Source organism: Kyrpidia tusciae DSM 2912 (assembly GCF_000092905.1).
In the GTDB taxonomy this organism is placed as follows: Bacteria; Bacillota; Bacilli; order Kyrpidiales; family Kyrpidiaceae; genus Kyrpidia; species Kyrpidia tusciae.
Window position 1 is genome coordinate 321,331 of sequence record NC_014098.1, and the last position, 13,219, is coordinate 334,549.

Here is a 13,219-nt window from a genome sequence, read left to right on the forward strand (position 1 = left end):
ACGGCATGAAGCAGAGATGGCGGAGGGATGAAGGTGATTCGGGGATTGTCGGATAGGGCGGTTCTCAACAACGGCGTCGCGATGCCTTGGCTTGGCCTGGGGGTGTACAAAACCAAGGAGGGCGAGGAGGTGGAGCGTGCGGTGCGAGCCGCTTTGGAGGCGGGGTACCGCAGCGTCGACACCGCGGCGATGTATCAGAATGAAACGGGAGTAGGCCGGGCGGTCCGGGAGAGCGGAGTGCCCCGGGAGCAGGTGTTTCTCACGACGAAGGTGTGGAACAGCGATCAGGGGTACGATTCCACCCTAAAAGCTTTTGAAGAGAGCCGGCGGCGGCTGGGGGTGGAGTATGTGGACTTGTACCTCATCCACTGGCCGGTGAAGGGTCGTTACAAAGAGACGTGGCGGGCGATGGAAAAACTGTATCGCGACGGTTGGGTCCGGGCAATTGGAGTAAGCAACTTTCAGATCCACCATTTGCAGGACCTCATGGCGGATGCCGAGATTCGGCCGGCGGTCAACCAGGTGGAATTTCACCCCCGTCTGACCCAAAAAACCCTTTTGTCCTTTTGCCGGGAGCACGGGATTCAATTGGAGGCCTGGAGCCCTCTCATGCGGGGTCACCTGTTCGACGAGCCGACGGTGCGAGGGTTGGCAGAAAAATACGGAAAGACCCCGGCCCAGATCATCCTTCGGTGGGACCTGGAACACCAAGTGGTGACCATTCCAAAATCTTCCCATCCCGAACGGATCCGGGACAATGCCAAGGTGTTCGATTTTGAGCTCGCCCCCGAGGATGTGGCGGCCCTGGATGGGTTGAATCGCGACCAGCGGGTGGGGCCCGATCCGGACAATTTTCATTTTTGAGGCAGGGTACGGGCAAGGCATTTCCGGTCCCGGCGTGGTATGCTGGATCTATGAAAGGCATCGACCGCGAGGAAGAGCGTTTCGCCATTCTGGTGGAAGGAAAACACGATCGGGCGAGGTTGCGTCGAATCCTGCCCGCGGACGTGATGATACTGTGTACGAACGGGATTCCCGGTCACCGGCGGCTCATGGCGCTGCAGAAGCAGGTGGGGCGCCGGCAAGCGGTGATTTTGACAGACAATGACCCGTCGGGTCGGAGGATCCGGGGGCTGTTGTCCGAGGTGTTTCCGGATGCCCTTCACGTTTATACCAAAGCGGGGTATGCCGGAGTGGAGGGCACACCCTTGGAGTATCTTGAACGACAGTTAGAAAAGGCCGGGGTGCTGGGTCCGGGCTGGGATGAGTAAAGGCCCCCGGGCGATTCGTCGGCATGGGGGCGTGACGGGAAGCGGAGATAGGCAGAGGTCTGTCCGCTTCTTTTGTTATGGAGAAAAGCCGAGGTGGTTGGAGTGAGGGAAGAACGGGCGATCACAGAGTGGCGCATCGAGGGGTTTGAGCCGGGAGGGACCCGGGATACCGAAGTAGCTGCCCGGGATTACATCGATCATTTCTGGCTCCCGGCGGAGGTGCCCGGAGATGTGCACACGACCCTGCATCGAGCCGGGGTCATTCCTCACCCATTTTATGGACACAACGACCGGCGCACCCGTTGGGTGGAAGAACGGGTGTGGTGGTACCGGGGCCATTTTTTTATGGATGAAGGGTCACTCCGCGCGGGGGAGACGTTGGAGTTGGTGTTCGAAGGGCTGGACACCTTGGCCACGATCTATCTCAACGGTCGGGAGCTCGGGAGCCACGCCAACATGTTCGTCCCGGCGAGCTTCGACGTGACCCGGGAACTGGTGGCCGGGGACAATGTGGTGGCGGTGAAATTCGACCCCGTGGCCCTGGCGGTCAAAGAGAAGGATCACGGGTTGTGGGCGGCTTTCAACCGCGACCGGGTGTGGGTTAGGAAAGCGCAGAGCCATTTTGGTTGGGATTGGGGGCCCAACATCGTTCCCTGCGGAATTTGGCGGCCCGTGGTGCTTCGCCGGCATCGGGGTTGGCGGATTCAGTCCGTGAATCCCAGGACTCCATTTATTGGCGAGGGCTGGGCGAAATGGCCCGTGGAGGTGGAGATCCTTCGCCCGGGGGATCCCGAGGGGAAGGAAGATGCCCGGGTGCGGATTGTCCTCCGGGATGGGGAGCGCAAGGCCGCCGAGGGCGAGGCGCCGGTGATCGGAGAAAGGGCATCGGTGGATCTGGAAGTGTTGCGGCCAAAACTGTGGTGGACCCGGGACCTCGGTGAACCCCACCTCTACCGGTTGCAGGTCGCCCTGATTGTCCGGGGAGAGGAGTTGGACCGCCGGGAACAGGGGGCCGGGCTGCGCACATTGACCCTGCGCCGGGAGGAGGATGGTGAACCCCGGTTTACCTTTATGCTCAACGGTCGGCCGATCTTTGCCAAGGGGGCGAACTGGATCCCCGCGGATCAGTTTCCCGGGGCGGTGACGGAAGAGCGCATCGCTGGGCTTCTGGAGGCAGCCGGGCAGGCGGGAATGAACATGATCCGGGTATGGGGAGGCGGACTCTACGAACCGGACATCTTTTACGAAACATGCGACCGGCTGGGTATCTTGGTGTGGCAGGACTTCATGTTCGCCTGTGCCCTGTATCCGGACTATAATAAGGATTTTATGGAAAATGTAAGAGCCGAAGTGGAAACGGTGGTTCGCCGGCTGCGGGGTCATCCGTGTTTGGCCCTGTGGTGCGGCAACAATGAGAATGAGTGGCTCTGGGAAATGATGGTTTCCGACGGCCGGCTCCGGGAACCGTTTTACGGGGAGCGGATTTACCACCGTTTGATCCCCGAGGTGCTGCGGCGCCTGGATCCGGACCGGCCGTACTGGCCCAGCTCGCCCTACGGCGGGGCCGACCACAACAGCGCCGAGGAGGGGGACCGGCACAATTGGCAGGTGTGGCACGGACAGGTGTACCCCCGCCACTTCGGGGAGCCCGAGCGGGTGGATCGCAGCGTTCAGGGCGTGTCGTTCAAACAGTACCTGAAAGATACCGCGCGCTTTGTCAGCGAGTTTGGCATTCAGGCGGCGGCCAACCGCTATACACTGGGAAAATGGCTTCCCGACGGCGGTCTGGAGTGGGGGAGCCGGGAGATGGCGTACCGGAACAAAGACGCTCATCCGCAGACGGCGGTGTTGGTGATGGCGGGGTACACCGGCGTGCCGCAGACCTTTGAGGAGTATGGGATGAACTCCATGCTCACCCAGGCCGAAGGGCTCCGGTTGGCGGTGGAACACTACCGCCGGCGAAAGTTCGCCACCTCCGGGGCGTTAATTTGGCAACTGAACGACTGCTGGCCGGGGATCAGCTGGAGTATCATCGATTACGAGGGCCTGCCCAAGGCGGCTTACTACTATGCCCGGCGGTTTTTCCACCCGTACCTGTTAACCCTGGAGGTGAAGGAAACGGAATGGATTTTACACGCGGTGTGGGACGGTCCGGACCCCTTGAGCGATGAGGTGACGATGGAGCTGGTCGACTTTCACGGAACTCGCTTGAAAATGGCGCAGTGGCCGATTCGGGTGCCTGCGGGAGGCCGGGTGGAGATTGCCAGGCTCGCCCCGGAGGAGTGGCTGGGCGGGGCGGACGTCCGGCGGGTGGCGGTGGCCCTGCGGTCCCAGACGGGGCGCACCCCGGAACGGTGGGTGTACCTGTGCGATCAAAAAGACATGGACCTGCCCCAAGCTTCCCTTGAGGTGGAGATTCTGGAGGGCGGGCGGGAGGTTCGGGTCCGGGTTGACGTCCACGCCCGGATGATCGTCCTGGAGGTGCCGGGAAAACCGGCGGTGTTCGAGGAGAATTTTTTTGACCTGGCAGCCGGAGAGAGCCGGGTGGTGAAAGTGACCGCCGGGGTGTCCGGGGAGCTTCGCCGGGTGACGGCGCGGTGTCTGAATGGGGCGCCGGTGATGGTGGAGATCGCCCGGTAAGCCCGTCGGGCGGGCAGCCTGCAATCGACAGCGCGCGGAGGGAGGGGAGTGCGATGAAGGCGATGGTGATCCCCGAGCCGGGGCGGGCGGTGATCCGAGAAGTCCCGGAACCCGAGCCGGGCCCGGGTGAAGTGGTGGTCTCCGTCAAAGCGGCGGGGATTTGCGGGACAGATTTTCATATCTTTGAGGGAGATTCTCTGGGCAGTTACCCGATCATCCCCGGGCACGAGTTCGCCGGCGTGGTGGCGAAGGTGGGCCCGGCTGTGACGTCCCTTGCGGTAGGGGATCGGGTGGCGGTGGACCCGTCGCTGTTTTGCGGGCGCTGCCGCTATTGTCTCACGAACCGGGGAAATCACTGTGAAAACTGGGGTGGTATCGGCACCACGGTACCCGGCGGGTTCGCCGAACAGGTGGCGGTACCCGAGTCTTCCGCTTTTCGGCTTCCGGATGCGCTTAGTTTTCAAGAAGGGGCGTTCGTGGAACCGGTGGCCTGCGTGGTACACGGGATAAACCGGCTGAATCTTCGCCCGGGGGAACGGGTGCTCCTCTTCGGAGCCGGGGCGATGGGCCAGCAGTTGGTGCAAGCGCTGGTCCACGCCGGGGCGGCGGAGTTGACCGCCGTGGATGTCGACCCGGGGAAATTGGCGCTGGCCCGACGGTTTGGCGCCACCCGGACGGTGCTAGCGGCGGCCCTGGAGAAGGAGCTCGGCGGGGAGCTGGAGTCGTTTGACGCGGTGGTGGATGCCACTGGAGCGCCGGCGGTGATTGAAACGGCCTTGCGGTTTCTCGGGCCGGCGGGAAAGTTCTTGCAGTTCGGCGTGGCGCCCAAAAGGGCGAAAATCTCCCTGAGCCCTTTTGATCTGTATCGGCGGGACTGGACGCTGATCGGCAGTATGGCCATTAACCACACGTTTCTGCCCGCCCTGGAGTGGGTGGCGGCGGGAAGGATCCAGGTGAAGCCTTTGCTGTCGAAAACGATCCCCTTGGAGGAGCTTCCCGAATTTCTGGGACGCCCGAAAGCGCCGGAGTTGCTCAAAGTTCAAGTGGTTTTCTGACGGGGTGTCGGCGCTGGCCGACCCCGTGTCAGCCGCACCCTTTCGCGGATTTTCCTGTGATAAACTAAAAGAGGCCCGGGTGCCGCCGGGCGATTTTTTTGATGAGGGGGGCTCAAAGGATGGAATACCGAAGGCTGGGAAAGAGTGGACTCAAGGTTTCGGCGATTGCCTTGGGAAGCTGGCTGACCTATGGGACGGTGACTGAAGAGCGGACAGCCGAGGCCTGTGTACATAAAGCTTTTGAGTTGGGGATCAATCATTTCGACTGCGCCAATGTGTACGGGGCGGAACCCCATGCCGCCGAGCGGGTGTTGGGCCGGGCCCTGCGGGAGTACCCCCGGGAGAGCTATGTGGTGACGACGAAGGCCTTTTGGCCGGTGGGAGCCGGACCCAATGATCGAGGACTCAGCCGTAAACACATCATCGGCGAGGTGGAGAAAAGTTTGACCGCCCTTGGGGTGGATTATGTGGATATTTTCTATTGCCACCGGTTTGACCCGGAGACAGACTTGGAGGAGACCCTCCGGGCTATCGATGACCTGATCACCCAGGGGAAGATTTTGTACGCCGGGTTCAGTGAATGGTCGCCGGTGCAAATTGCCGATGGGGTGCGCCTGCAGAAGGAGTTGGGGTTGCACCGGTTTGTGGCGAGCCAGCCGCTGTACAATATGCTCAATCGCGGCATCGAAGCCGAGGTGATCCCCTTGTGCGCCCGGGAGGGAATCGGCCAGGTGGTGTTTTCGCCCCTTGGGCAAGGGGTCCTCACGGGCAAATACCGCCCGGGCCAGCAGCCGCCGGCGGGCAGCCGGGGGGCCACGCCGGAGGTGCAGGCGTTTATGCGCCGATACCTGCAACCGGAAATCTTGCAAAAGGTGGAGGAGCTGGCGGCCGTCGCCCGCCGGTACGACCTGACTTTGGCGCGGATGGCGTTGGCGTGGGTGTTGCGGCTGCCGGAAGTGTCCAGCGCCTTGGTGGGGGCTTCCCGGCCCGAGCAGGTGGAGGAAAATGTCAAGGCCGCGGGGGTGGTGCTGCCCGAGGAGGCGCTGCGGGAGATCGACCGCATCTTAGGTGCGGCGGGATAACAGGACTTCAGGCCGGCGGGCGGGAGGCGGCCGCCGGCCCGGAGCCAGAGGGCCGGCGGGAGGTGTCAAGGATTCGACTTAGTCCCGGCGGCGCGGGGCCCGATGTCGGGGATCCGCTCGGCGATCGCTTGCATGGTGAAAGAAATGCAAGGCATACCCGGCGAACTCACCGGCTCTTCGCCATGGTAGACGGCGGTCAGTTCATACCGTTCCTTTTCCAGAATGTATTGCTCGAGCACGAAAGTTTGCGGTTCCACGATCCAATACTCGGGAATTCGGTAAAAGGCATAAACCTTCGCCTTGTCCACTTTGTCTCTCTGCAGGGTAGAGGGTGAGAGAATTTCGACAACGAGATCGGGAGGACCTTCCACGCCGCGTTCGGTTAAAATGTGGATGCGATCCTGGCGAACCAGCAAAAGATCCGGTTGGCGAACTTCAGATGGCGACAGAATCAAGTCGATGGGTGCGTTTAGGATGATATAATCGCGTTCACAGGTGTCGGCCAATGTCCTCAGTAGTTCATAGCTGAGCAGTTGATGGCGGGGTGAGGGGGAGGGACTCATGAGCTCGAGGCGGCCCGCCGCCAATTCGTAGCGGTTTCCGTCATCGAGGGCCGCGTAATCGTCGTAGGTCATTCCGCCTTCCCGAACCACCGACGGTTTTTGCTGCGGGGTCGGCCGTTGGTTTTCCTTTTGTCCCATAACATCGCACCCCTCCTCTGCCTGGCGATCTTTTCGATGTCCATTGTAGCACATCCTTTCCGCCTCCTATCGACAGACGGCCCGAATCGGGTCGAATTGACATCCAGACAACTCATGTATAAAATTAAGTTGTCGGAAGGTGCTTAGGGGGGTGGAAGGATGGGGCTTCGGGTCTGCATGATTTCGGATCACGGCGATCCTCTGGCGACACTTGGGGATACCCAAAGTGGCGGGCAGAATCAGTACGTGTATCAGCTCAGCATCCACCTGGATCGCCTGGGGCATCAAGTGGATGTCTACACCCACTGGTCCCGGGAGGATGCGCCGGAGGTAGAAACTTTCGGGGATCGCGCCCGGGTGATCCGGGTGGCGGCCGGGAAGCGGGGCTATCTCCCGAAAGGTGATCTCTATGAGCGGCTGGATCTTTTTTATCATGAATTATCGGCGAAGATCGCCACTTGTGGGCCTTATGATCTGGTCCACGCCCACTACTGGATGTCAGGCGCCCTAGGGCGCGTCCTGCGCCGGGAGCTGAACTGTCCGCTGATTTACACGCCGCATTCCCTGGGGATGGTCAAAGGGCTTCAGACGGGCAGGTGGGACTGGGAGAGGCTCTGGAAGGAACGGTCGATTTTGGTGGAGGCCGATCACGTCGTGGTGACCACCGAAACCGAGAGAGAGCATGCCAAGGAATTTTGCGGGAAGACGGCGACGGCGCCCATCAGTGTGATCCCGGCGGGGGTGGGGGAACATTTTATAGTCGATCCGAAAGTGGAGTCGGCAACGGATGAGACGGCGGATCGGGACTGCGGGGTGCCCGTGGATCCAAATGGACATCGGCGGCCTTATGTGTTGTACGTCGGCCGATTGGCGAAGGAGAAAGGTCTCGGTGTACTGTTGGACGCATACAGCATGTGGGTGGCCCGGAATCCCGATGTTCCGGATTTGTGGGTCGCAGGAGGGGATCGGGAAGGCCGGGAGTGGCGGCGATGGACGGTGACACACGCCGCACTCGGCGAACTGTTGACCAGGATGCCGGATCGGGTTCGGTACTTGGGACCGGTGGAGAACGAAAAATTGCCGCAGCTGTACCGGGGGGCGGCGATGGTGGTGGTGCCCTCTTGGTATGAATCCTTCGGTTTGGTGGCGGCAGAAGCCATGGCGGCGGGGGGCGTCGTGATCGCTTCCGGGGTTGGAGGTCTCCGCCATATCGTTCAGGATGGGGTCACAGGCCGGTTGGTCCCACCCCGGGACTCCGGGGCCTTGGTCCAAGCCATGGATGAAATATGGGTGAGTCCGTCTCTTCGGAACGCCTTTCGCAGAAAGGGGACTCGGGATGCCCGGCGAAGGTTTTTCTGGCCGAACATCGCTCCGCAAGTGGTGGAAGTCTATATGGGCTACGTCAAACAGCCCGTCGTCCTCCCCTGAACAGCCTCGGGTGGAGATGGGGATCGTCACAGATCTGGATGACACGTTGGTCGGTTCCTCCGAATGTCTGTCCGCCTTTTTGCGTTGGCGGGAGGGGCGGCCGCAGTGGGGGCTCGTGTATGCCACCGGCCGATACTTGGATTCGGCGCTGGAGTTGATCCGGGAAGCGGGGCTGCCCCGGCCGGAAGCGTTGATTACCGACGTGGGGAGTCGGATCTTTTTCCCCGCTTCGGGTTCTCCCGGCGGAGGTTCGGGCCGGGAGAGGGCGGGGGGCGAGGGTTCGCCGGTTTCCGGGACGGAGTGGGAAGAAGATTTGAGGTGGTGGAGCCGGGCCTTGGCAACCTGGCGGCCGGTGGAGGCGGTCCGGGCCCTTGAAGGAGTCCCGGGCTTTTCTGTGGACGCGGTGGACGGGGAAGATCCCCGGGGGCCGAAAGGGCGGATCAGCGGCAGGTGGGATGGAGATCCAGGCGTTGTCGCTCAAGTTGAGAAAGCGTTGAAAGAAGCCGGTTTACCGGTTCGGATTCTGACGAGCCGGGGTCGGATCGACGTAATTCCAGCTTCCGGGGGGAAGGGGGCGGCGGCCCGGTACGCCGTGGGCCGGCTGGGTTGGCGGAAGGTCCTCGCCTGTGGGGACAACGGAAACGACCGGGACCTGCTTCTGGCCGGCTTTCCCGCTGTGCTGGTCGGAAACGCCGATAAGGGGATGCGGGAAGAACGTTGGCCGCCCCGGGTATACATCGCCTCGAAACCTTACGCCTGTGGTATACTGCAAGGATGGGAGCATTGGTATGGGGGTCCGAACATGGAAGGGCCCTGACAGCCCCGGAAACTGTGCGAAGGAGTGCGTGGTTGTGGCTGGTCCCCATTCGGAGGGTCTTTCTCGCTATGAGCAGATCGCTGTGGATATTGCTCAAAAAATCGCGTCCCAGGAGTATAGGGAAGGCATGAAGTTGCACGGTCGGTCTACCCTGGCCAGTCAGTACAACGTGTCGCCGGAAACGATTCGCAGGGCGATCTCCGTGCTCGATGCCGCGAAAGTGGTCCGGGTGCAACCCGGCGTTGGAATCGTGGTGTTGTCGAAACGGGCGGCTGAATTGTTCCTGTCCCAGATGCATTTTAAGCGCACGCTGGAAGAGTTGCACCGCCGCTTGACCGAATTGGTGGAAAAACGCCGGGTGATTGACAACGAGATCGACCAGGTGCTTCACGATATTCAACATTCTTCTCACCGGTATGTGGTGTTGCACGATTTGCTTCACTGCGTGGCCATTCCCGAAGGTTCTCCGGTGATCGGAAAAACCCTGAGGGACCTCTCTTTTCGCAACGTGACCGGGGCGACGGTGGTATCCATCGAGCGGTCGGACCGGGCCATGAATCTCGCGGCCGGAGAGGCCCCCCTGTCCGCCGGGGATCTGCTTTGGCTCATAGCCGAACCCGGGTCTCTGGCCCAGGTGGAACGGCTGCTGGGGAGCGGCCCCCAGGTGTGACAGGAGGTTGCCTCAGTGTCGGCAGAAAGCAACCGAGGGCCCGGGGACCCGGCGGTGCGGGCCCGGGGACTCGTCAAGCAGTACGGCCATTTTCAGGCGGTTCGGGGGATTGATTTGCTCGTGCGGCGCGGCGAGTGTTTCGGGGTGCTCGGCCCCAATGGGGCGGGGAAATCCACGACCATGAAGATGATTTACGGTCGCACGCCCCTGAGCGCCGGGGAACTTTTTGTGCTGGGGATGGATGTCCGCACGGAGATGCGGCGGATCAAAGCCCGGATCGGCGTGGTTCCCCAAGAGGATAATCTGGATCCTGATTTCACAGTGATCCGGAACCTGCTCGTGTTCGCCCGGTATTTTGGCCTGTCCCGGAGAATTGCCCGGGAACGGGCGGAGCAGCTGCTGGATTTTGTCGGGTTGGCGGAGCGGCGGGATTCCCGGGTGGACAGTCTCTCCGGGGGGATGAAACGCCGGCTGGTGATCGCCCGGGCCTTGATCAACGATCCGGAGCTGTTGATTCTGGACGAACCCACCACCGGGCTGGATCCCCAAGCCCGGCAGCTGGTGTGGAGCAAGATGCGGGAACTGCGCACCCGGGGTGTCACGCTGCTCCTGACCACCCATTACATGGAAGAAGCCGCCCGGTTGTGCGACCGACTCGTCATCATGGACGGGGGACGCATTCTGGCCGAGGGATCGCCCCAGGGTCTGATTGAAGCTCACGCCGGGCCCTGGACGGCAGAGGTGATGCTGCCTCCGGCACAGCACCAAGAGGCGCTGAGGCGGTTAGAAGTCGACACGGCTGCCGGGGTCGTTCAAATCGGGAATCGAGGGATTCGCGGGTGGGAATCGGCGGAAGATCGATTGTTGCTCTATACGGAGTCCGTCGAGGAGGCCACCGCGGCCTGCGAGCGTTTGAAGGCCATGGGACTTGGCGGGGCGGGCTTTTTCTCCAGGCCCACGACTTTGGACGACCTGTTCCTGCGACTCACCGGGCGGACCCTCCGGGAGGGATGAGATGAGCGCGCGGGCGGTATGGGCGGTGTTCGCCCGGAATATGGATGTGTTTCGTCGCTACTGGTTGAACAACCTTGTGTCGAATTTTTTTGAACCCTTTTTGTATCTTTTGGGAATGGGCGTGGGGATGACTCGCTATGTGGGCGGAATCGACGGCGTTTCGTACACGGCCTTTATCGCTCCGGGGATTGTGGCGTCCACGGCCATGTTTGCGGCGACTTTCGAATCGACCTATGGAACTTTTGTCCGCATGGAGTTTCAGAAGACGTTCGATGCCATGATTGCGACCCCGGTGAACGTGGAGGAAGTGGCGGTCGGGGAACTGGTTTATGGGGCAGTCAAAGCGGCCATCGTCGGGGTGATCATCCTGACGGTGGTGGAGGTGTTCGGGTTTGTGCCGGGGTGGCATTATTCCGCCCTCCTGGTTCCGCCCGCGGCTCTGCTCGTGGGATTGGTCTTTTCGGCCCTGGCCATGACCGCTTCCACCCTCGTCCCTCAAATCGATCATTTTAATTACTACATCACGTTGTTGATCACTCCAATGTTTGTGTTTTCCGGGATCTTCTTCCCCTTGGAGGGATTGCCTTCCGCGGTGCAGGAGGTGGCGTGGTTTACCCCCCTGATGCATGGGGTGCGCATGTGCCGGGAGTTGATCTTCGGCACGTGGACTCATGTCTGGGCGGATGCGCTGTGGTTGGCCGTGGCGGCCGCAGCCCTTTCATGGCTGCCCGTGATCTTGTTGCGTCGGCGATTGATTCGGTAGGGGAGGCGAAGGGATGCCGGACATTCGGATGATCGTGTATGACCTGGACGGGACTTTGTATCGGGATCGGAGCCATTTTCGCCGTTATTGTGAACTTCTGGCTGCCGGGGCCCCCCGACCGAGCGCGTTTGAACGGGACTGGGAATATATGGAAGAAGAACGCCACCCTCTGCGGGTGGGGATGTTTTTCAACGGAAGAACGGGGCAGATCTGCGGCCCGAAGGGTTTGATGACCTGGGAGGGGGAGGTGGTAAAGGCGGGGTCAGCCTTTTATGATGATCTGGTGAACGACGTGGAACAAGAACGGGACCTGGGGGATTGGTTGTACATCGGCGACCTTTGGTGGTCGATGATCGCGCTGGCGGCGTGGCACCGGGTGCCGCCCGAGCGGCTGAGGGAAAGTTTCCTGGCTACCCGGGCGTATATGATGGAGGATGCGGTGCCGCTCCGGACAGTGCCCGGTCTGAGGGAGTTCATCCAAGCTCGCAACCGGGAAGGGGTGGTGCAGATCTTGGCCACGAACAGCCCCGAACCGGATAGCCGGGCGATCATCGGAAAACTCGGCTTGAAAGGTCTGTTTCAGGTTTGCTCCTTTGTCACGGGTAAACCTGCGGGATTGCTCCCCCGGTTGCGGGAGTGGGCGGCCGAATTCGGCGCTTCCCTCGACGAGGTGCTCATGGTGGGCGACAACTACCGGAATGACGTGGTGCCGGCCCGGCGCGGGGGATGCCGGACCTTTTTTCTGGACCCGCACCGGGTGCCCCACCCGGTGCACGCCACGTACCACGAGAGACGGATCGAGTCCCTGTTCGTTCACTGGAATTCTGCTCAGAACTTGTGTTGATCACGAGCGCGGGGGGTCCGTCAAATTCCAGAACCGCCGGGCGTTGGTATCCAGAATCTCCTGTTTGACCTGCTGGCTCAGGGGCAGCCCCTCGACCCAGGCTTTCACATCGGTCCGGCCGTTTAAAAATGGAATGTCGCTGCCAAAGAGTACACGTCCGGGCAGGCGTTCGATCCACTCCACCCATTGCTCCGCGGGCGGCCAACCCATGGGGCCAGGCCAGTGGTCGAGTGTTTCCGGGGTGATGGCCGCCGTGTCAAAGACGACGTTCGGCAGCTGCTCGGCGAGGCGCACAAAAGATTCGGTCTCGTACAGGCCGAAATGAGCCACTTGAACCCGAAGTTCGGGAAACCGGTCCATGGTCCGGGCGAAAAATCGAACGCCCACCGTTCCGGTGTAGTCCCGGGGGGCCGTCCCGGCGTGAACGATCAAAGGCTTGTTGAAAGCGATCAATGTTTCATACAGCGGATCGAGTCTCGGGTCGTCCATGGAGACCCGCTGCACGGCGCAGTGGAGTTTCATTCCCGCAAAACCCAGTTCCCCCAAGCAATACTCAGTTTCCGCGCTGACATCGTCGTCCTGGTGGACGCATCCGATGGGAACGACCTCGGGATGAACCGTCGCCAGGTCCGCCAACCAGTCGTTCAAGGACCGCGCCATTCCCGGTTTGTGGGCGTACAAGAGGACGAAGAATCGCTCTATTCCCTGCTTTCTGTGTTCTGCAAAGAGCTCTTCGGTCTGTTTGCCGTCATAAGGAATCTTCCAGCCATCCCGGCGAAACCAGGCGTAGATCGCGTTCATCAACCGTTCGGGGAAGGCGTGGGTGTGCACATCGATCATTCGACGAAGGCCTCCTTTTTGTAGCCATTTTAGCAAAATGATTCGAGAGTTAGAAACGCGTAGAAAGTGGTGGCGAAGTGCGCAAACGCTTCAC

The 13,219-nt window shown here is 61.3% G+C and carries 13 protein-coding genes; 11 read left to right on the top strand and 2 right to left on the bottom strand.

Going from position 1 to position 13,219, the window contains the following annotated elements:
- Nucleotides 1-36: 36 nt before the first annotated feature.
- The 5 genes from BTUS_RS01690 (at nt 37) to BTUS_RS01710 (ending at nt 6,048) form a co-directional block, all read left to right on the top strand.
- On the top strand, nt 37-864 hold the full coding sequence (locus tag BTUS_RS01690; RefSeq protein WP_041304683.1) for an aldo/keto reductase: 828 nt from the start codon (nt 37-39) through the stop codon (nt 862-864).
- A 50-nt stretch (nt 865-914) separates the two neighbouring features.
- Entirely contained in the window at nt 915-1,271 is a 357-nt protein-coding gene (locus BTUS_RS01695) for a toprim domain-containing protein (protein WP_041303575.1), read from the top strand.
- A 102-nt stretch (nt 1,272-1,373) separates the two neighbouring features.
- On the top strand, nt 1,374-3,911 hold the full coding sequence (locus BTUS_RS01700) for a beta-mannosidase (RefSeq protein WP_013074401.1): 2,538 nt from the start codon (nt 1,374-1,376) through the stop codon (nt 3,909-3,911).
- 53 nt (nt 3,912-3,964) lie between these two features.
- Complete coding sequence (locus tag BTUS_RS01705; RefSeq protein ID WP_013074402.1) at nt 3,965-4,966, top strand: zinc-dependent alcohol dehydrogenase family protein; 1,002 nt, start codon at nt 3,965-3,967, stop codon at nt 4,964-4,966.
- 119 nt (nt 4,967-5,085) lie between these two features.
- On the top strand, nt 5,086-6,048 hold the full coding sequence (locus BTUS_RS01710) for an aldo/keto reductase family protein (RefSeq protein ID WP_013074403.1): 963 nt from the start codon (nt 5,086-5,088) through the stop codon (nt 6,046-6,048).
- A gap of 65 nt (nt 6,049-6,113) precedes the next feature.
- On the opposite strand, the gene BTUS_RS01715 is transcribed toward BTUS_RS01710, so the two are convergent.
- Nucleotides 6,114-6,749 (bottom strand): Uma2 family endonuclease, encoded by a 636-nt coding sequence (locus BTUS_RS01715; protein WP_041303577.1) that lies wholly within the window; start codon nt 6,747-6,749, stop codon nt 6,114-6,116.
- A 159-nt stretch (nt 6,750-6,908) separates the two neighbouring features.
- On the opposite strand from BTUS_RS01715, the gene BTUS_RS01720 reads away from it, so the two are divergent.
- From BTUS_RS01720 to BTUS_RS01745, 6 genes are read left to right on the top strand one after another with little or no spacing between them, the layout of a single operon-like run.
- Nucleotides 6,909-8,177: a glycosyltransferase gene (locus tag BTUS_RS01720; RefSeq protein ID WP_013074405.1), complete on the top strand. Its 1,269-nt coding sequence runs from the start codon at nt 6,909-6,911 to the stop codon at nt 8,175-8,177.
- A gap of 16 nt (nt 8,178-8,193) precedes the next feature.
- Nucleotides 8,194-8,994, top strand: a complete 801-nt coding sequence (locus BTUS_RS01725; protein ID WP_013074406.1) for a sucrose-6F-phosphate phosphohydrolase — start codon at nt 8,194-8,196, stop codon at nt 8,992-8,994.
- 34 nt (nt 8,995-9,028) lie between these two features.
- The gene (locus BTUS_RS01730) at nt 9,029-9,664 is read left to right on the top strand and encodes a TrkA C-terminal domain-containing protein (RefSeq protein WP_041303579.1); all 636 of its coding nucleotides are present in this window, start codon (nt 9,029-9,031) and stop codon (nt 9,662-9,664) included.
- A 15-nt stretch (nt 9,665-9,679) separates the two neighbouring features.
- Entirely contained in the window at nt 9,680-10,678 is a 999-nt protein-coding gene (locus BTUS_RS01735; protein ID WP_013074408.1) for an ABC transporter ATP-binding protein, read from the top strand.
- A 1-nt stretch (nt 10,679) separates the two neighbouring features.
- Nucleotides 10,680-11,441, top strand: coding sequence for an ABC transporter permease (locus BTUS_RS01740; protein WP_013074409.1), 762 nt, complete (start codon nt 10,680-10,682; stop codon nt 11,439-11,441).
- 13 nt (nt 11,442-11,454) lie between these two features.
- Nucleotides 11,455-12,285 carry an HAD family hydrolase gene (locus tag BTUS_RS01745; protein ID WP_013074410.1) on the top strand — a complete coding sequence of 277 codons (831 nt, stop codon included), beginning with the start codon at nt 11,455-11,457 and terminating at the stop codon, nt 12,283-12,285.
- On the opposite strand, the gene BTUS_RS01750 is transcribed toward BTUS_RS01745, so the two are convergent.
- Entirely contained in the window at nt 12,286-13,125 is an 840-nt protein-coding gene (locus BTUS_RS01750; RefSeq protein WP_013074411.1) for an amidohydrolase family protein, read from the bottom strand. It lies immediately after the preceding gene.
- Nucleotides 13,126-13,219: the final 94 nt, after the last annotated feature.